Source organism: Sphingomonas donggukensis, from assembly GCF_023674425.1.
In the GTDB taxonomy this organism is placed as follows: Bacteria; Pseudomonadota; Alphaproteobacteria; order Sphingomonadales; family Sphingomonadaceae; genus Sphingomonas; species Sphingomonas donggukensis.
On record NZ_CP098401.1, the window covers coordinates 2684383 to 2703038 of the forward strand.

The 18656-nt window shown below is 68.5% G+C and carries 15 protein-coding genes; 10 read left to right on the forward strand and 5 right to left on the reverse strand.

Annotated elements, in window-relative coordinates; genetic code table 11:
* Positions 1-31: 31 nt before the first annotated feature.
* Together M9980_RS13210 and M9980_RS13215 are read left to right on the forward strand one after the other, a co-directional pair.
* The gene (locus M9980_RS13210; RefSeq protein ID WP_250751703.1) at positions 32-430 is read left to right on the forward strand and encodes a GFA family protein; all 399 of its coding nucleotides are present in this window, start codon (positions 32-34) and stop codon (positions 428-430) included.
* Positions 431-510: 80 nt separating this feature from the next.
* On the forward strand, positions 511-1920 hold the full coding sequence (locus M9980_RS13215) for a sugar porter family MFS transporter (protein WP_250751704.1): 1410 nt from the start codon (positions 511-513) through the stop codon (positions 1918-1920).
* On the opposite strand, the gene M9980_RS13220 is transcribed toward M9980_RS13215, so the two are convergent.
* A complete protein-coding gene (locus tag M9980_RS13220; protein WP_250751707.1) occupies positions 1917-2312 on the reverse strand; it encodes a DUF4345 domain-containing protein in 396 nt (131 codons plus the stop codon). The two genes, M9980_RS13215 and M9980_RS13220, sit on opposite strands and share 4 nt — an antisense overlap.
* Positions 2309-2767 carry a DUF2721 domain-containing protein gene (locus M9980_RS13225; protein WP_250754959.1) on the reverse strand — a complete coding sequence of 153 codons (459 nt, stop codon included), beginning with the start codon at positions 2765-2767 and terminating at the stop codon, positions 2309-2311. Before M9980_RS13225 ends, M9980_RS13220 begins: the two co-directional genes overlap by 4 nt.
* A 109-nt stretch (positions 2768-2876) precedes the next feature.
* Here M9980_RS13225 and M9980_RS13230 point away from each other — a divergent pair, with 109 nt between their 5' ends.
* From M9980_RS13230 to M9980_RS13260, 7 genes are all read left to right on the forward strand, one after another.
* Positions 2877-3971, forward strand: a complete 1095-nt coding sequence (locus M9980_RS13230) for a GNAT family N-acetyltransferase (protein ID WP_250751710.1) — start codon at positions 2877-2879, stop codon at positions 3969-3971.
* Positions 3972-4007: 36 nt separating this feature from the next.
* A complete protein-coding gene (locus tag M9980_RS13235) occupies positions 4008-5120 on the forward strand; it encodes an ABC transporter ATP-binding protein (RefSeq protein WP_250751713.1) in 1113 nt (370 codons plus the stop codon).
* Positions 5121-5211: 91 nt separating this feature from the next.
* The gene (locus M9980_RS13240; protein WP_250751716.1) at positions 5212-6207 is read left to right on the forward strand and encodes a LacI family DNA-binding transcriptional regulator; all 996 of its coding nucleotides are present in this window, start codon (positions 5212-5214) and stop codon (positions 6205-6207) included.
* On the forward strand, positions 6204-7457 hold the full coding sequence (locus M9980_RS13245; RefSeq protein WP_250751719.1) for an extracellular solute-binding protein: 1254 nt from the start codon (positions 6204-6206) through the stop codon (positions 7455-7457). The genes M9980_RS13240 and M9980_RS13245 overlap by 4 nt, the downstream gene beginning before the upstream one ends.
* Positions 7454-8335 carry a carbohydrate ABC transporter permease gene (locus M9980_RS13250; RefSeq protein ID WP_250751722.1) on the forward strand — a complete coding sequence of 294 codons (882 nt, stop codon included), beginning with the start codon at positions 7454-7456 and terminating at the stop codon, positions 8333-8335. The genes M9980_RS13245 and M9980_RS13250 overlap by 4 nt, the downstream gene beginning before the upstream one ends.
* Positions 8332-9147, forward strand: coding sequence for a carbohydrate ABC transporter permease (locus M9980_RS13255; RefSeq protein ID WP_250751725.1), 816 nt, complete (start codon positions 8332-8334; stop codon positions 9145-9147). Before M9980_RS13250 ends, M9980_RS13255 begins: the two co-directional genes overlap by 4 nt.
* Positions 9148-9184: 37 nt before the next feature.
* A complete protein-coding gene (locus M9980_RS13260; protein WP_250751727.1) occupies positions 9185-10531 on the forward strand; it encodes a GH1 family beta-glucosidase in 1347 nt (448 codons plus the stop codon).
* Positions 10532-10744: 213 nt separating this feature from the next.
* On the opposite strand, the gene M9980_RS13265 is transcribed toward M9980_RS13260, so the two are convergent.
* Together M9980_RS13265 and M9980_RS13270 are read right to left on the reverse strand one after the other, a co-directional pair.
* Positions 10745-12229, reverse strand: coding sequence for a glucoamylase family protein (locus tag M9980_RS13265; protein WP_250751729.1), 1485 nt, complete (start codon positions 12227-12229; stop codon positions 10745-10747).
* Positions 12230-12302: 73 nt separating this feature from the next.
* On the reverse strand, positions 12303-15344 hold the full coding sequence (locus tag M9980_RS13270) for a TonB-dependent receptor (RefSeq protein WP_250751731.1): 3042 nt from the start codon (positions 15342-15344) through the stop codon (positions 12303-12305).
* 174 nt (positions 15345-15518) lie between these two features.
* On the opposite strand from M9980_RS13270, the gene bglX reads away from it, so the two are divergent.
* Positions 15519-17828 (forward strand): beta-glucosidase BglX, encoded by a 2310-nt coding sequence (bglX, locus tag M9980_RS13275; RefSeq protein WP_250751733.1) that lies wholly within the window; start codon positions 15519-15521, stop codon positions 17826-17828.
* Here bglX and M9980_RS13280 read toward each other — a convergent pair.
* A complete protein-coding gene (locus tag M9980_RS13280; protein ID WP_250751735.1) occupies positions 17818-18636 on the reverse strand; it encodes an endonuclease/exonuclease/phosphatase family protein in 819 nt (272 codons plus the stop codon). The genes bglX and M9980_RS13280 overlap by 11 nt on opposite strands.
* Positions 18637-18656: the final 20 nt, after the last annotated feature.

Genomic DNA, 18656 nt, shown 5'->3' on the forward strand with positions numbered 1-18656 from the left:
AACGTATCGACTCGATCGGGGAGGCGAAACGATGCCCACGGGACAATGCCACTGCGGAGCCATCCGCTATGAGATGCCCGCCGACGTCGCCTATCACGCGCTGTGCCATTGCACCGATTGCCGCCGCGCGACCGGCGCGCCGGTCGTCGCATGGGCGCTGGTACCGCGCGACGCGGTGACGATCACCGGCACGCCCAGCGTCTATGCGTCCTCGACCACTGCGCAGCGCCATTTCTGCGGCGCGTGCGGGACCAGCCTGTTCTACACCAACGAGACGATCTTTCCGGGCATGATCGACGTGCAGACCGCGACGCTCGACGACCCCGATGCCATCCCGCTCGGCATCCAGGTCCAGACCGCGGAGGAAATCGGCTGGATGAAGACCGCGCACGCCGTGCCGCGGTTCGAACGCTACCCGCTGGCGCCCTAGCGCGGGCTCCACGGACAAACCCCCTCGAACAATCGGCGCGGCACGCTATCGTGCGCCGGCAGCGAGCTGGGGGAGAGGGCATGACGACGGCAGCAGGGGAGCGGGTGAACCTCGCCTTCATCGGCGCGATCGTGGCGGTGGCGACGATCGGCGGGTTCATGTTCGGATACGACAGCGGCGTCATCAACGGGACACAGGACGGGCTGGAGCGCGCGTTCGACCTGTCGAAGCTCGGCACCGGGCTGAACGTCGGCGCGATCCTGGTCGGGTGCGCGATCGGTGCGTTCGCGGCGGGACGGCTGGCCGACATGATCGGGCGGCGCACGGTGATGATGATCGCGGCGCTGCTGTTCCTCGTCTCCGCCTTCGCCGCGGGCGCCGCGCCCAGCTCGATCGTCTTCATCGTCGCGCGCGTCATCGGCGGCTTCGGGGTGGGTGCGGCAAGCGTGCTGTCCCCGGTCTACATCTCCGAAGTCACGCCCGCCGGCATCCGGGGGCGGCTGTCGAGCGTGCAGCAGATCATGATTATCGCCGGGCTCACCGGGGCGTTCGTCGCCAATTACGTGCTCGCCCACACCGCGGGCGGCTCGACCGCGCCCCTGTGGCTCGGCTACCCCGCGTGGCGGTGGATGTTCTGGATGCAGGCGATCCCCGCCGCCGTCTATTTCCTGGCGCTAACGCTAATCCCCGAAAGCCCGCGCTATCTGGTCGCCAAGGGCCGCGATGCCGAAGCGGAAGCGATCATGGCGCGGCTGTTCGGCGCGCGCGAGGCGGCGCGCAAGGTGGCCGAGATCCGCGCCTCGCTCGCCGCCGACCATCACCGCCCGCGGCTGTCCGACCTGGTCGACCGCGCGTCGGGCCGGGTCCGCCCGCTCGTCTGGGCGGGCATCGGCATCGCCGTGTTCCAGCAGCTCGTCGGCATCAACATCGTCTTCTACTACGGCGCGGTGCTGTGGCAGTCGGTCGGCTTCAGCGAGAACGACGCGCTGCTCATCAACATCCTGTCGGGCACGCTCTCGATCCTCGCCTGCCTCGGCACGATCGCGGTGATCGACCGCATTGGGCGCAAGCCGCTGCTGCTGATCGGGTCGGCGGGCATGGCAGTGACGCTGGCGGCGATGGCGGCGTGTTTCTCGACCGCGACGCTGGTCGACGGGTCGCTGCGCCTGTCGGACGGCACCGGCACGATCGCGCTGGTCGCGGCCAACGCCTATGTGGTGTTCTTCAACGGCAGCTGGGGCCCGGTGATGTGGGTGATGCTGGGGGAGATGTTCCCGAACCAGATCCGCGGGTCGGCGCTGGCGGTGGCGGGCTTCGCGCAGTGGATCGCCAATTTCGCGATCAGCGTGTCGTTTCCGGCGCTCGCCGCGGGGATCGGCCTGCCGGTCACCTACGGCTTCTACGCGGCGGCGGCGCTCGTGTCCTTCTTCTTCGTGCGCGCGATGGTGACCGAGACGCGGGGCCGCGAGCTGGAGGACATGCCGGGCTAGAACCGGCGGGCGAGCCGCATCTGCCAGAGCAGCAGGGCGGGCGCGATGCCGAGTTCGATCACCAGCCCGATCTGGTGGCCGAGCGACGGCACGCCCGCGCTCGCCAGCGACCACAGCCGCGACAGGCCGCCCGCGACCGTCAGCAGGCACAGCAGCTGCAACCGCGCGCCCTTGCGCTCGATCCGCGGGATGCAGCTGACGTAGAGCAGCAGCTTGGCGAGGAAGATGCCGGCGAGATAGTGGAAATGGCTGTCGAGATCGACCGGCACGACCGGCGGGTGGCCCAGGAAATGCGGCCCCTGCACGACGCCCGCGATCGCCGCGGTGAACGGCAGCACCAGGACCAGCGACAGCGTGATCTGCAGCGCCAGCTTCTCGCTCTCGCGCCTCATCGCCCCTCGCGCTCCAGCAGTTCGCTGCGCACGTGGATCGCGCGCAGCGATATGCGCACCTCGATCAGGAACAGGATCAGCCCCGTCGTCAGCATCGCCATCGTCGCGATGAAGATCACCGCCACCGCCTGGCCGATGTGCAGGTTGACCAGCCGCGCGACGAACAGCAGCGCGACGACCAGGCACACCGCGACGGCACTCGCGACGCACAGGCTCAGCGCCGCGTTGATGACCGAGATGCGCCGGTCGAGGATGCGCAGCTCCCACACGTGACGGTCGTGCTCGGGCCCGGTCGAGCGCGGGTGCAGCGCCTCCAGCGCGCGGGTGCGGTCGATGATCCGCGACAGCCGCCCCGCGAGCACGTTCAGGATCGCGCCGATCCCGGCGAGCAGGAACACCGGCGCGATCGCGGTCTGGATCGTCGCGGCGACGGTGGCGAGGCGCGGGTCGAACATCATCGCCGCGACGGTAAAGGGGCGGGGCCGCGGTGGCAAATTGCCGGTCGGCGCAAACGCCCCCTCGCATCACCGCTTGGTAACCCCTCCGCGCGTACACGCAGGCGCGATGACCAAGCCCGTGCCGATCACCGACTTTGCGCAGTCGCCGCCCGCCTGCACCGCGCTGCTGCTCGACGGGCTCGCCGGCGCGATCGACGCGGTGGCCGACCGCGCGCCCGCGTCCCACCAGTTCCTGCGCTACGGCTGGTATGGCGCGGCGGTCACGGCCTATGGCGGCCACCCCCGCACGCTGATCGTCGAGCGCGAGGGCGTGCCCGCTCTGGCACTGCCGTTCGCAGGCTTCGGCCCGGCCGCGCTCGGCTTAGCCCAGATTCCCGGCTGCTACTGGCCGTTCCGCGGCTTTCCGGTGCGGGAGGCGGCGCCGCCTGCGGTGTTCGATGCGGCGCTGGCGGCGCTCGGCGGTGCCGTGCGGGGCCTGCGCATCGGCCCGGTCTATGACGGCGACGCCAGCGTGATGCCGCTGATCGCCGCCGCTCGCGCGCGCGGCTGGGCGGTGCTCGACCGCTTCGTCGCCGACAGCTTCGTGCTCGACATCGATGCCGCGCGTGCCGAGGGCGCCTGGCCGCGCGCCTCGACCCTCAAGAAGAACCGCTTCCACGAAAAGCATCTCGCTGCTCACGGAACACTCGACTGGCGGTTCGTGACCGGCGCCGACTGGTCCGATGCGCAGTTCGATGCGCTCGCCGCGGTCGAGGAGGCGAGCTGGATCGCCGCACGGACCGACGGTAGCGACGCGAAATTCACCCGTGCCGGCCACGGCGCGTTCTGGCGCGCCGCCGCTGCCGACCCGGTGCTCGCCGAGATGATGTGGGCGGCGCTGCTGACCATCGACGGCGCCCCGGCCGCCTTCTCGTTCGACATGAACGCCGGCGCCCTCAAATACGCTATCGCCAACAGCTACGACCCGGCAGTGGGTAAGCATTCGCCGGGCAAGCTGCTCTACTACCGCAACCTCGTCCGCGGGATCGACGACGGCATCGCCCACGTCGATTGGGGCGCGGGCGACAGCGGCTACAAGCGAACGATCGGCGCCGCACAGGGGCCGGCGATCCGCGACTGGCTGCTGCTGCGCCCCGGCGTGACGGCGGTTGCCGGACGGATGCTCGGACCCCTCTGGCGTCGAACCGGCAATCGGGGCTAATTGCTCGGCGCCGCTCGGACGGCACGGGAGAGAGCGATGGCGATCGTCAGCCTGTCGGGCGCGCACAAGGCGTTCGGCGCGACGCAGGTGCTGGACGGCATCGACCTGGAAACGCGCGACGGGGAGTTCCTGGTGCTGGTCGGTCCGTCCGGCTGCGGCAAGTCCACCCTGCTGCGCGCGATCGCGGGGCTCGAGGATCTGGACGCCGGCACCGTCGCCATCGACGGCGTGCGCGTGAACGATGCCGGCCCCAGCGACCGCGGCATCGCGATGGTGTTCCAGTCCTATGCGCTCTACCCGCACATGACCGTCGCCGAGAACATGGGCTTCGCGCTGAAATTGGCGCGGGTGCCGCGGGCGGAGATCGACGCGGCGGTGCGGGCGGCGGCGGAGACGCTGGGCATCACCGACCTGCTGGCGCGCAAGCCCGCGGCGCTGTCGGGCGGCCAGCGCCAACGGGTCGCGATCGGCCGTGCGATCGTGCGCAAGCCGCGGGTGTTTCTGTTCGACGAGCCGCTGTCGAACCTCGACGCCGCGCTCCGCGTGCGGATGCGGTACGAATTCGCCAGCCTGCACAAGGCGCTGGCGACGACGATGATCTACGTCACCCACGACCAGGCCGAGGCGATGACGCTGGCCGACCGCATCGTCGTGCTGAACGGCGGGCGGGTCGAGCAGATCGGTGCGCCGATGGAGCTGTACGATCATCCCGCGACGCAGTTCGTCGCCGGGTTCATCGGGTCGCCGCGGATGAATTTTCTTGGCGGCACTTTGGTCGGGGCGGGCGATGGCGAGGCCGTCGTCACGCTGGCGGGCGGCGCGCAGTTGCGCGTCGCAGCCGATGCGCGCTCGGTTACGGTCGGCGATGCCGTCATGGTCGGCGTCCGGCCTGAGGCGCTGGCGGCGGGCGGCGGCGACAATGCGATTCCCGCGACCGTGCGCTTCGTCGAAGCACTGGGCGGCACCACCTTCGCCTATCTCGACCACGCCGGCGGCGGTGAGCCCCTGGTCTGGCAGGCGCCGGGCGGGGTCCAGCCGGCGATGGGCGATACCGTCACGCTGACGCTGCCCGCGTCCGGCCTGCACCTGTTCGATGCCGACGGGCGCGCCTTCCCGCGGAGCAACCGCGCGGTCGCGCGGGCTGCCTGATTTCGATTGGCATCGGCATGTGTAACCGGTTACACCTTGTCCCCGTAGCGCGGGGTGTTCCCGCCGCGCGGCGGGGAGGGCAGACGGCGAAGTGACGAAGGCGACCGCCACGATCCGCGACGTCGCGCGCGCTGCCGGTGTGTCGGTCGCGTCCGCCAGCCGGGCGATGAACGGCCACAGCAACGTGACGACCAAGACGCGCGAGCGGGTCGAAGCCGCCGCTGCCGCGCTCGATTACGTCCCCCATCTCGGCGCGCGCAGCCTGACGATGGCGAAGACCAACACGATCGGCGTCGTGCTGCCCGACCTGTTCGGCGAGTTCTTTTCAGAGATCATCCGCGGCATCGACCGCGTCGCGCATGCCGGCGGGCTGCAACTGCTGCTCGCCAACATGCATGGCGAGCGGGCCGAGACCGCCCACGCGATCCGGGCCATGCGGGGCCGGGTCGACGGGCTGCTCATCATGTCGCCCGACGTCGATGCCGATTTCCTGAACGCCAACCTCCCGCGCGGGCTGCCCGCGGTCGTGCTCAACGGTCACATCACCGGGGTCGGGCACGGATCGCTGTCGATCGACAATGGCGCGGGCGCGCGCGCGATGGTCGCGCATCTGGTGGCGCGTGGGCACCGGCGGATCGCGCACATCGCCGGTCCGTCGGGCAATTCCGACGCCGACCAGCGGCTCGCGGGCTTTCGCGCGGCAATGGCGGAGCTCGTCGGCGACACCGCACCGCGCGTGTTCGCGGGCGATTTCACCGAGGCGGCGGGCGAGGCCGCGGGACGCGCAATCGCTGCTGACGGCGGCATCGACGCGGTGTTCGCCGCCAACGACGTGATGGCGGTCGGCTGCATGGCGGCGCTCGCCGACGCCGGGGTGGCGGTGCCGGGCGACGTCGCGGTCGCTGGCTTCGACGACGTGCCGATCGCGCGCTACGTGACCCCGGGGCTGACGACGATGCGCGTCCACATCGCCGACCTGGGCGCGCGCGCGTTCGAGCGGCTGGCCGCGCTGATCGCCGAGCCCGGCGTCGCGACGCCCCCGGACGAGACGCTCGCCCCCGAACTGGTGGTGCGGGGGTCGGCGTGATCGCACGCCGCACGCTGCTGGGGGCGGCGCTGGGCGCTCCGCTGGCAGCGTGTGCGCCCCCCGCCACCGCCGCGGTGCGGATCTGGGCGATGGGGAACGAAGCCGCGCATCTCCCCGCGCTGCTCGCCGGCTATGACACTGCACATCCGGGCGCCGCGGTCAGCGTGCAGGCGTTGCCGTGGACCGGCGCGCACGAGAAATTGCTGACCGGGTTCGCCGGGGGCTCGCTGCCCGACGTCGCGCAGATCGGCAACACCTGGCTCGCGGAGCTCACCGCGCTGGGCGCAGTCGCGCCGCTGCCCGCGGACGCGGCCACATTCACCGCCGACCAGTTCCCCGCGGTGCTCGACACCAACCGCATTGGCGGACGGCTGATGGCACTGCCCTGGTACGTCGACACACGGTTGCAGTTCGTGCGCACCGACCTGTTCGCCCGCGCCGGCTATGACACGCTGCCGACCGACTGGGCCGGTTGGAAGCGCGCGCTGCACGCCGTCAAGCGCGCCGGCGGCGACGGGCGCTACGCCATCCTGTTGCCGGTCAACGAATTCGAGCAACTGTTGACCTTAGCGCTCCAGACCGGCGAGCCGCTGCTGCGCGATGACGATACCCGCGGCAATTTCCGTAGCGCCGGGTTCAAGGCTGCGCTCGCCTTCTACGTGTCGCTGTTTCGGGAGGGGCTGGCCCCGATCGTCTCCGCGGCGCAGATCGCCAATGTCTGGACCGAATTCGCGCGGGGGTTCTTCGCGGCCTATATCTCCGGCCCCTGGACCGTCGCCGATCTGAAGGCGCGACTGCCCGCTGACCTCACCGGCAAATGGGCGACGCAGCCGATGCCCGGCCCCGACGGCCCCGGCGCTGCGGCACCCGGCGGATCGAGCCTGGTCGTGTGCCGCACCGCGCGCGATCCTGCGGCGGCGTGGCAGCTGGTCCGTCACCTCTCAACGGTGGGCGTGCAGGCCCGTTTCGCGCAATTGTCCGGCGACCTGCCCGCGCGCCCGAGCGCATGGCGCGCGGCTGGCCTGGCGGCGGACCCGCTGATGGCGCCGTTCGGCGTGCAGCTCGCGCGCGCGCGCGCGGTGCCGAAAGTGCCCGAATGGGAACGCATCGTCAGCGAGATGCAGATCGTCGCCGAACAGGCCGTGCGCGGCAGCCGCACGATCGACTCCGCCGCCGCGGAGATCGACGCCCGCGTCGATCGCCTGCTCGAAAAGCGCCGCTGGATGGTCGAAAAGGACCGCGCGGCATGACTGCCGAGACCCGCGCCGGATGGGTGTTCACGACCCCTGCGCTCGCCGCGATCGCGCTGTTCTTCGCGCTGCCCGCCGCCGCGTCGCTGCTGCTCAGCTTCACCGATTTCGACATCTACGCGCTCGCCGATCTCGGCAATCTGCGCTTCGTCGGGCTCGACAATTACGCCCGGCTGTTCGGCAATCCGCTGTTCTGGCGGGCGGTGCGCAACACGCTCTGGTTCGTGGTGCTCGGCGTCCCGCTGACGGTGGCGCTGTCGCTCGCGGCGGCGGTCCTGCTCGACGCGCGCACGCTCCGGTGGAAACCGGTGTGGCGGGTCGCGCTCTTCGCACCCTATGTCACCACGCTGGTCGCCACCGCGGTCGTGTGGCGCTACCTGCTCCACACCCGCTACGGGCTGGTGAACTATGCGCTGGCGAGCGTCGGCATCGGCCCCGTCGACTGGCTCGGCAGCCCGACCGCGTCGATGCCCGCGATCCTGATTTTCGTCGCGTGGAAGACGTTCGGCTACAACATGGTGATCTTCCTCGCAGCCCTCCAGACGGTGCCGCAGGAACTGCATGAGGCGGCGCGGATCGACGGGGCGGGGGCGTGGACGCGGTTCCGCCACGTCACCTTGCCCGCCATCGCTCCCACGGTGCTGCTGGTGTCGATCCTGTCGATCGCCGGCTTCTTCCAGCTCTTCGCCGAACCCTATGTGATGACGCAGGGCGGGCCCGACCAGTCGACCGTCACCATCCTGTATTTCATGTACGAGGAGGGGTTCAAATGGTGGAACCTCGGCACCGGCAGCGCGGTCGCGTTCCTGTTGTTTGTCATGATCTTCGGCGTGACCCTGCTCCAGCTGTGGTTCGCGAAGCGGGTGGCGCCGCAATGAAGGCGCGCGCCATCCTGCTGAATGCCGCAGCGGTGGTCGTCGCGCTGGTAACGCTCGCGCCGCTGATGTGGATGGTGGCGGTGTCGTTCATGGCGCCGGGGGAGGCCGCCGCCTTCCCGCCGCCGCTGGTGCCCGCGCACCCGACGCTCGACAATTACCGCACGCTGTTCGAAACTTACGGAATCGGGCGCTATTTCGCCAACTCGCTGCTGGTCTCCAGCCTCGCCACGGGTCTCGCGCTGCTGTTCGTCGTTCCCGCCGGCTATGCGTTTGCCAAGCTGCGCTTCCGCGGTCGCGACCGCATCTTCCAGCTGCTCGTCGCCGCACTCGTCATTCCGGGGCAGATCGGGATGCTGCCGCTGTTCCTCGAGCTAAAGGCGCTGGGCCTGGTCAACAGCTATGCCGGCGTGCTGGTGCCGTGGCTCGCGGGCATCTTCGGCATCTTCCTCGTCCGCCAATATTGCCTCGCGATCCCGACCGAGATGCTGGAGGCCGCGCGCGTCGATGGTGCGTCGGAGGGGGCGATCCTGCGCCGGATCGTGCTCCCGACGCTGCAGCCGATCCTCGTCGCGCTGGCACTGTTCGTGTTCCTGGGGAGTTGGAACGACTTCATGTGGCCGCTCATCATCCTCAGCGACGACCGTCTCTACACGCTCCCCGTCGCGCTCGCCGCCCTCAGCCGCGAGCACGTCCAGGACAACGAGCTGATGATGGCGGGTTCCGTCGTCACCACGCTCCCCGTCCTCATCCTCTTCCTCGCGCTGCAACGCTACTACATGCGCGGGCTGCTCGCCGGCAGCGTGAAGGGATAACCCCGCCTTCCACCTCCTCCCCAGTACAGGATGTTCGATGACCCGCGTTTCCTTCCCCGCCGATTTCCTCTGGGGCGCCGCCACCGCCGCCTATCAGATCGAGGGGTCGCCGCTAGCCGACGGTGCCGGTCCCAGCATCTGGCAGCGGTTCAGCCATGACCCGCGGCTGATGGCGGCCAAGGGCGATACCGGCGACGTCGCCTGCGATCATTACAACCGCATGGAAAGCGACGTCGCGCTGATGAAGGCGCTGGGGCTGAAGGCGTATCGCTTCTCGGTCGCCTGGGGCCGCGTGCTTCCGCAAGGCACGGGGCGAGTGAACGCCGCCGGTCTCGCTTTCTACGAACGGCTGGTCGATACGCTGATCGCCCACGACATCGAGCCGCTGTGTACCCTGTTTCACTGGGACATGCCCGCCGCGCTCGATGATCGCGGCGGCTGGCTCAACCCCGACAGCGCGGAGTGGTTCGCCGACTATGCCCGCGTGATGTTCCAGGCGCTGGACGGGCGCGTGAAGAAATGGGTGACGTTGAACGAGCCGTGGGTGGTGACCGACGGCGGCTATCTCCACGGCGCGTTGGCGCCCGGCCACCGCAACATGTTCGAGGCACCGATCGCCAGCCACAACCTGATGCGCGCGCACGGGCGGGCGGTGCAGGTGTACCGAGAGGTGGGCGCCCACCAGATCGGCCTGGTCGTCAACATCGAGCCCAAATATCCCGCCACCGACAGCGCAGCCGACGCCGCCGCGACTGCGCGGGCGGACGCGTACATGAATCGCCAGTATCTCGACCCCGCGATGCTCGGTACCTACCCCGACGAACTGCGCGAGATCTTCGGGGAGGCGTGGCCGGAATGGCCGACCGACGACATGGCGCTGATCCGCCAGCGACTCGATTTCGTCGGCATCAATTACTACACCCGCAACGTCGTCACCGCCGACGCCAGCTGGCCGCTGAATGCCGGCCCGGTGCGCCAAGACGCGACCTACACCGAAACCGGCTGGGAAGTGTATCCGCAGGGGCTGACCGATCTGCTCGTCTGGTTCAAGGATCGCTACGGCGACCTGCCGCTCTACATCACCGAAAACGGCGCCGCCTTCTACGACCCGCCCCAGGCGGAGGACGGCGCGGTCCATGATCCGTTGCGCGTGTCGTACCTGAAAAAACACTTTGCCGCCGTTAGCGACGCGATTGCCCAAGGCGTGGACGTGCGCGGCTATATGCTGTGGTCGCTGTTCGACAATCTCGAATGGTCGCTCGGCTATTCGAAGCGGTTCGGCATGGTCCACGTCAATTTCGCGACCCAGGAACGCACGCCGAAGGACAGCGCGAAACTCTACAGCCAGGTGATCGCGACGAACGGCGCCGTGCTGAACGACTGACCCGCCACGCCGCTCGTCAGCCCGGCACAAGACCGGGGTGACGTTGATCTGGCGGTCGGAGGGCGTCGGACCGTCTCTCGCCAAGCGCATCGCCACCAACGGCCGGGTTCTGAATGACCGCTTACCATCGTGCTCCCGCGCAGGCGGGAGCCCAGGGCCGAGGGGTTGCGGCTTGTGACTCCGGACTCCCGCCTGCGCGGGAGCACGGCGACCTCAGGACGTGCGTCTCGCCAGCCACCCGCCGGTGAAGCCGATCCGCTCCAGTCCGCGACGGATATGCGGATTCTTGCGCATCGTCCGCCACACCAATTCGCTGCGCTGGTTCTCCAGCATCGCCAGGATCGGCCCCTGGTCGATCCCGAGATAATCGTTCGCGACCCACCCCGACCTCGGATCGACCGTCCCTGATCGGCTGGGCGGCGTGGTGAAGGTGAAGCTGGGGTTGAAGGCGTCCTTGAAGCCGTAGCGGTCCCACACCCGCGGATAGCGCGCCTTCATCGCCATCAGCGTGGTGAAGGCGATCTCTGGCGCAAACGCGATCGACCCGCCGGGCGCGGTCGGCACCAGCGTGCCGTCGTCACGGACGACGCCGGGGCTGACGCCGCGCGCGGAATAGGTCTGGAACGTCCGCACCCGCCCGTTGACGACGCGCGTGTCCGAATTCTCCGGCCCGTCCGATGCGGTCCACCCCCACAGATCCGCGGAATAGCCGGTCCAGCCCAACGGATTGCGCCGGCCATATTCCTGTTGAGCGTAGGTCGCGCGGCGGCTGTTTTCGAAATAATCGATGCCCTTGGACGCGATGAACGGCTCGCGGATGCCGCGGAAGTCGATCCAGACATGGCTGTACTGATGCCCGAACAGCGGCTCGAATGTCGCATAGGTCTGGCCCATGTACGTCGCCCAGCTGTCCGCCAGCCCCGGCATCCAGCCCTTGTCCCACGCGCTCTTCGCGACCGGATGCGTCGGGGAGCCGAGCGCCAGCACATAGACCAGCATGCCCTCGTTATAGCCGACCCAGTCGTGCGGCTCATACCCGCGCTCGGGTTTCCACCCCATCGACAGCCCCTGCGATGACGGCAGGTTGATCGCGCGCGGGGTGCCGGCGGGGCGCAGCATGAACGTCCAGTCGACCCGCGCGTACAGCCGCTCCGCCGCCGCACGGATGCGGCGTTCGGTGGGCGTGTCGCGGTCGAAATAGCTTTGCGCGAAGAGTACGCCGCCCAGCATCAGGCTGGTGTCGACGCTCGACAGTTCGACGGTGCGGTAGCGGTGCCCGCGCTCGAAATCGAGGAAGTGGTAGAAGAAGCCCTTGTGCCCCGCCACGCCCGACGCCTGTGGCCCCTGCGGCAGCGCGTAGAGATAGTCGAGGCAGGCAGCAGTCCGCGCCGCAGCCGCCTCGCGCGTGACATAGCCGCGCTCGGCACCGACGCCGTAGGCGGTCAGCGCAAAGCCGATCGCCGCGACGCTCGAAAACGGCGCCGACGGCCAGCGATCCGGCGCCAGGCAAGTGGTGGGGGAGGTGGTGTCCCAGAAATAGCGAAAGGTACGCTGCGACAGATCGTCGGCAAACGCCGTCTGTTCGGGCGTCGCGCGGAATGCAGGAGGCGGCGCGTTGGATATGTGCGGCGCCGGCACCGGCTGGCACGCGGCAAGGACCGCAGACAGCGCGGCGGCAAGCAGGGGAACGAAACGCATCGAAATCCTTTGGTCCCGCCCCCCGCGAAACGAAACCGGGCCCGCACGCCAATCGCGCGGGCCCGGCATGGGTTCAGAAGCTGAAGCCCGTCGACACCTTCACCGTCCGCGGCGGGCCGTCGATGCTCAGGTTGTTGAAGTCGCGCTGTCCGGTGACCGAGTTGAAACCGTTGTAGTTGCGGTCGTTGAACAGATTGATGACGTCGGCGCGCACCCAGACGCGGGTGTCGGCATTGATGAAGCCGAGGCCCACATATTTGGTGAGCGACAGGTCCATCTGGCGATAGCCCCAGCGATCGCCGTTACCCGCACCTTCGATCGCGACGATATCCTTGGTGCCGGGCTGGCCGACGCCGGGCACCGTCACGAACGACTTCAGCCACGCCGGCGACGCGATCTGGAATTTGCTGGCCAGCGTCAGGCCCCACGGCAGATCGACCGTTCCCGCCATCACGAAGCGGTGGGTGCGGACCCCGGCCGAGCGGCGGAAGGGATATTCGTCGATGCTGGAATAATCGAGGCTGAACACCTCACCGAACTGCCGGTTCTCGGTCGCCTCGGTATAGGTGTAGGTGGCGTCGATGCTCCACGGCGATGCGCGGGTGTAGCGCTTCACCAGCTTCACATAGGCGGTGTCGGCGTTGGTCGCGAGGCCGTTGTCGCCGACGATGATCGAGCCGAACGGCGACGGCGGGTTGCCGAACGGCGAATCGGGTGCGCCGGTCGCCGGGAAGAACAGCCCGCCCGGACGGCGATTGCCGAGCAGATAGACGAAGCCGTCGCGGCTCAGCACATGCGAATAGCCGACTTCGGTTTCGACCAGGTCGAAGCGCCCGCGCAGGCCCAGGCTGAACTGGTCCGAATAGGGCATCTTCAGGTCGTTCTTGATGAAGCGCAGCTCGCGCCCGGCGCCCGCGGGCAGACCGGCGATCAGGCTCTGGCGTCCGGCTTCGGTCAAGTACGAGGAGTTGAACGCGATGCAGGTCGCGCTCGCGGTGCACTGCTCGCCTGAGGGCAGCCCGCTGTTCAGGAAGTTGAACGTGCGTCCCGCGGCCTGACCCTGCGCCAGTTCCTGCTGGATGAAGTCGAACTGGTTGCGGTCGTACGAACGGCCATAGCCGCCGAAGATCGCGAAGCGCCCGGCATCGTCGAGCTCGTAGGTGAAGCCGATGCGCGGCTGGAACGCGCCGGTGAACGCCTTCCGGTTGCTGCCGGTCGAGATGTAGTCGTTGATGTTGTAGTTGGCGCCGGTCAGGTTCGGATAGTTTGCCGGCTGGACTGCGGCCACCTGCGCCGCCGGGGTGACGTAGTTCAGGAACGCCGGCGTCCGCTCGTAATCCCAGCGCAGGCCGAGGTTGAGCGTCAGCCGGTCGGTGACGTCCCAGTCATCCTGCGCATACAGGCCGAGCTGGAAATTCTTCGATCGGATCTGGGCGTCGGTGAAGCCGTTCGCCAGCGCCTGGAAGCTCAGCTGATACGGTACCGTCGTATTGAGCGCCGTCGCGCCCTGCGGCGTGAAATAGCGCACGACCGGGTTGAAGCCGTTCAGCTGGAGCGAATTGAGCGTGACCCACTTCGCCTTCGCACCGACCTTGATCGCGTGCCCCGACAGCCCGGTGTAGGTGAAGTCGTTCGAGATCTGCCAGCCCTTCTGGCCTTTGTCCTGGAAATTGGTGCCGCCGCCGGTTTCCAGCACGGTCCCGTCGATGAACGCCGCGGTGTTGGCGGGGTTGGTGATGCGCACGCGGTAGACGTTGCGGATACCCTGCGTCACCGGTTGCGGGTTCCACGACACGTCCTCGTACGCGACCTTGAAGTCGTTGACCCAGGCGTCCTCGGTATGCTGCCAGCGGGCGAGCCCGCGCAGTTCCTCGACGCGGATCGAGGTCCGCGTCTCGAACGCCGCGAGGCCGCTGTTGAACTGCTCGCCGTCCTCGTCACGGTACTTCGCCGACAGTTCGATCAGGTCTTTGGACGTCGGCGAGAAGTCGAGCTTGCCGAAGTACAGGTTCTCGTTGAACGTCTCGTTGAAGGTGCCGTAATTCGCCGCGAGGGTCGACGGGATCAGCGACGACGCCGACGACAGCGTCGCCGGGATCGTCACGTCGCGCGGGTTGATGCGGCGCTTGCCTTCATAGCTGCCGAAGAAGTGCAGCACATCCTTGATGATCGGCCCGCCCAGCGCGCCGCCGAACTGCAGATCCTTGCTGCGGATTTTCTTGGCGCCGGCCGGGAACAGCTCGATCGGGCGCGCGTCGCGCAGGTCCTGATTGGTGAAGTCGACGAATCCCTCACCGTGGAATTCGTTGGTGCCCGATTTCGTCACCGCGGTGATCGCGACCGAACTGACCTGGTCGAACTCCGCCTTGTAGTTGGAGCTGATGACCCGGTACTCGCCGACCGCGAGCTGCGGGAAGGGATTGCCCTGCGTCGAATCCTGGCCGGTGATGCCGTTTTTCAGGACATAGTCCTTCTGACCGATGCCATCGATGAAGATGTTGACCGAATTCGAATTCTGAGCGCCGCCCTGCAGGCGCGACTGGTCGGACCCGTTGGTGATGAACTGCACGCCCGGCGCCAGATCGGCGAACGCCAGAAAGTTGCGGTTGTTCTGCGGCAGCTGGTCGATCAGGCGCTGGCTGATCGTCGTGCCGACCTCGCCCGCCTGCATCGTCTGGATGCGGTTGCCGGTGACGATGATCTCGTCGCCGCTCGACGTGGTCGCGGCGCCCTCTGCGCCGGTCGTCGGCGTGGTCGGTGCCGACAGGTCGAAATCGAAGACCGCGGCCTGTCCGACCGCCAGCGTGAATTCGTCGGTCGACCGCGTGCCGGTCGGCGTCGTCACTTCCAGCTTGTAGGTGCCGACGGCGAGGCTGGGGAAGTTATAGCGTCCGTCGCTGCCGACCGTCGCATTGCGGCGGAACCCGGTGTTGACCTCGACCGCGGTAACCTGGGTTGCGGCGCCGGTGACGCGCCCGCGCAGCGATGCCGTGTTGACCTGCGCCGCCGCCGGCGTGGCGATCGCGACTGCGGAGAATGCGGTGCCGACGAGCAATGCCGCGGCCAACGCGCGGTGCGCGCGGCGGGCGGTGCCGGTGTGTGCCTGGTTGGCCATGACTGAATTCCTCCCCTTGCTTCCCTTGTAACCCGATTTGGAACCGGTTACATTTGATCGTCTCTTCGTCCCGTCCACCGGTTCTCGTCAAGATGTAATTTGGCAACAGCATTCGGGTGGCGTGCGCCTGCGCGGACGAAGGTCAGTGATGCGTGTTCCAGGGAGAGAAATACGATGCCGATCGCCACCGCCCGCCGCCTGTTGACGGGCGCCAGCCTGATCGCCGCGCTCGTCGCCACGCCGCTCGCCGCGCGCGATGCGCCGGTCGCGCAGGCCCGCACGCAAGCCGCGGTGCCGCAGGGCTGGGGCGATACGCCTGCGATGACGACCTTCGTCGACGCGCTGATCGCGAAGATGACGCTGGCGGAAAAGATCGGCCAGCTGACATTGCTCACCAGCGACTGGGTGTCGACCGGCCCGACCCTGCGCGCCGGCTACAAGGAGGATGTCGCCGCGGGCAAGGTCGGCGCGATCTTCAATGCGCATTCGGTCGCCTACACGCGCGAGCTGCAGAAGCTTGCCGTCGAGGGCACGCGGCTGAAAATCCCGCTGATCTTCGGCTACGACGTCATCCACGGCCACCGCACGATCTTCCCGATTTCACTCGGCGAAGCGGCGTCGTGGGATCTGGCGGCGATCGAGAAGTCGGCGCGCATCTCCGCGACCGAGGCTGCGGCGGAGGGGCTGCACTGGACCTTCGCGCCGATGGTCGACATCAGTCGCGATCCGCGCTGGGGCCGGATCAGCGAGGGCGCGGGCGAGGACACGTACCTCGGCAGCCGCATCGCCGAGGCGCGGGTGAAGGGGTTCCAGGGCAAGCGCATCGGCGACACCGACGCCGTACTCGCCACCGTCAAGCATTTCGCGGCCTATGGCGCACCGCAGGCGGGCCGCGATTATTCGACGGTCGACATGTCGATGCGCGAGCTGCGCGACACCTATCTGCCGCCGTACAAGGCCGCGATCGACGCGGGTGCTGCGACCGTGATGACCAGCTTCAACGAGGTCGACGGCGTGCCCGCGAGCGGCAACCACTTCCTGATGACCGACGTCCTTCGCAACGAATGGGGGTTCAAGGGCTTCGTCGTCACCGACTTCACCTCGATCAACGAAATGGTCCCGCACGGCTATGCCAAGGACGAGAAGCAGGCCGGCGAGCAGGCGATCAATGCCGGCGTCGACATGGACATGCAGGGCGCGGTGTACCTCAACCACCTCGCCAAGTCGGTCGCCGAGGGCAAGGTGAGCGTGGCGACGATCGACACCGCGGTGCGTCGCGTGCTCGAGATGAAATACCGCCTCGGCCTGTTCACCGATCCCTACCGGTTCAGCGATGCGAAGCGCGAGAAGGCGAACGTGATGACGCCGGCCTTCCTGGCGGCGGCACGCGACGTCGCGCGGCGGTCGATGGTGCTGCTGAAGAACGATCGCGACGCGCTGCCGATCGCAAGCTCGGCGAAGCGGATCGCGGTCGTCGGGCCGCTCGGTGACAGCAAGGCCGACATGATCGGCAGTTGGGCCGGGCAGGGCGACCGCACCACCAAGCCGGTATCCGTGCTGGAGGGCATCCGCGCCCGCGCCGGCAAGGGCGTGACCGTCACCTATGCGAAGGGCGCGAGCTACGCCTTCGCCGACGCGGCCAAGACCGATGGGTTTGCCGAGGCGATGGCGGCGGCGCGCGACGCCGACGTGATCGTCGCGGCGATGGGCGAGCATTGGGACATGACCGGCGAGGCGGCGAGCCGCACCTCGCTCGACCTGCCCGGCAACCAGGAGGCGCTCCTCAAGCAGCTGAAGACGCTGGGCAAGCCGATCGTGCTGGTGCTGCTGTCCGGGCGCCCGAACACCGTTGCGTGGGCGGCGGAGAATGTCGATGCGATCCTGGAGGCGTGGTATCCCGGTACGATGGGCGGCCACGCCGTCGCCGACGTGCTGTTCGGCGACTACAACCCCAGCGGCAAGCTGCCCGTCACCTTCCCGCGCTCGGTCGGGCAGGTGCCGATCTACTACGCGATGAAGAACACCGGGCGCCCGTACGAGCCCAAGGGGCCGGAGCAGAAATATCGCTCGCGCTATCTCGATTCGCCCAACACCCCGCAGTGGCCGTTCGGCTACGGCCTCAGCTACACCAGCTTCGGCTATTCGCCGGTGACGCTCGACCGCGCGACAATCCGCCCCGGCCAGACGCTGACCGCCAGCGTCACGCTGACCAACACCGGCAAGCGCGTCGGGACCGAGACCGTGCAGCTCTACACCCGCGATCTCGTCGGATCGGTGACGCGCCCGCTGAAGGAGCTGAAGGGTTTCCGACAGATCACGCTGAAGCCGGGCGAGGCGCGGCGCGTTTCCTTCACGGTCAGCGACAAGGATCTCGCCTTCCACCGCGCCGACATGAGCTGGGGTGCGGAGGCCGGCGACTTCGACCTGTTCATCGGCGGGTCGTCGGACGTGGCGACGCCGGTGCGTTTCACGCTCAGCGAGTGAAGTTGAGCTCGGCGAGGATCGGGAAATGGTCCGACGCCCACACCGGCCCCTTGTGGTCGTTCAGCGTCTTGGCGGTGAGGGGCGTGAAGCCGCGCGCCAGGATCCAGTCGATCCGGCGATCGGCGACGCCGGTATAGTTGTGGAACGTCGCCTCCGGCCCGTCGCGCCGGGCGGCGGCGGGGCGGGTGTCGGCCAGCGCCGCGGTCAGCGTGGCATATGTCGCGCTGTCGGGCGTCGTGTTGAAATCGCCGGTCAGTACGGTCGGCAGGTCGGCGCCCGGCAATGTCGTCAGCCGCGCGACGATCATTTGCGCCCCCTTCTCCCGCGCGCCCTCATCCTCGGCGCGATATGGCAGGTGGGTGTCGAGCAGCCGGAACTGGCGCTTGTCACGCACCCGTTCGAAGATCGCCCACGTCACCATCCGCGGATAGGGGTGGCCCCAGCTGATGCTGCCGGGAATGGTGGGCGTATCGGACAGCCAGAACTCGCCGAACTGCACGAGCCTGATAGTGCGGCGATTATAGACCACGCCCATATGCTCGTCGGCATGGCCGCCACGGCGATCGATCCCGAACCACGCATAGCCCGGCAACCGCGCGATCAGGTCGTCGCCCTGGCGCTTGTGCAACTCCTGCGTGCCGATCACGTCGGGACGGGCACGGCGAACCGCGGCGGCGGCGATATCGCGGCGCGCCTCCCACCGGTTGGCGCCGTCGGCCTCGACAGGCAGGCGGACGTTGAAGCTCATCACCCGCAATGGGGACGGCGATGCGGGGGCGGCGGCAGCGGCGAGCAGCAGGACGATCATCGCAGCGGAAATGCACCCGC

Coding starts and splice junctions, on each gene's coding strand:
- M9980_RS13210 (WP_250751703.1), top strand. CDS start 32: ATGCCCACGGGACAATGCCACTGCGGAGCCATCCGCTATGAGATGCCC.
- M9980_RS13215 (WP_250751704.1), top strand. CDS start 511: ATGACGACGGCAGCAGGGGAGCGGGTGAACCTCGCCTTCATCGGCGCG.
- M9980_RS13220 (WP_250751707.1), bottom strand. CDS start 2,312: ATGAGGCGCGAGAGCGAGAAGCTGGCGCTGCAGATCACGCTGTCGCTG.
- M9980_RS13225 (WP_250754959.1), bottom strand. CDS start 2,767: ATGTTCGACCCGCGCCTCGCCACCGTCGCCGCGACGATCCAGACCGCG.
- M9980_RS13230 (WP_250751710.1), top strand. CDS start 2,877: ATGACCAAGCCCGTGCCGATCACCGACTTTGCGCAGTCGCCGCCCGCC.
- M9980_RS13235 (WP_250751713.1), top strand. CDS start 4,008: ATGGCGATCGTCAGCCTGTCGGGCGCGCACAAGGCGTTCGGCGCGACG.
- M9980_RS13250 (WP_250751722.1), top strand. CDS start 7,454: ATGACTGCCGAGACCCGCGCCGGATGGGTGTTCACGACCCCTGCGCTC.
- M9980_RS13255 (WP_250751725.1), top strand. CDS start 8,332: ATGAAGGCGCGCGCCATCCTGCTGAATGCCGCAGCGGTGGTCGTCGCG.
- M9980_RS13260 (WP_250751727.1), top strand. CDS start 9,185: ATGACCCGCGTTTCCTTCCCCGCCGATTTCCTCTGGGGCGCCGCCACC.
- M9980_RS13265 (WP_250751729.1), bottom strand. CDS start 12,229: ATGCGTTTCGTTCCCCTGCTTGCCGCCGCGCTGTCTGCGGTCCTTGCC.
- M9980_RS13270 (WP_250751731.1), bottom strand. CDS start 15,344: ATGGCCAACCAGGCACACACCGGCACCGCCCGCCGCGCGCACCGCGCG.
- bglX (WP_250751733.1), top strand. CDS start 15,519: ATGCCGATCGCCACCGCCCGCCGCCTGTTGACGGGCGCCAGCCTGATC.
- M9980_RS13280 (WP_250751735.1), bottom strand. CDS start 18,636: ATGATCGTCCTGCTGCTCGCCGCTGCCGCCGCCCCCGCATCGCCGTCC.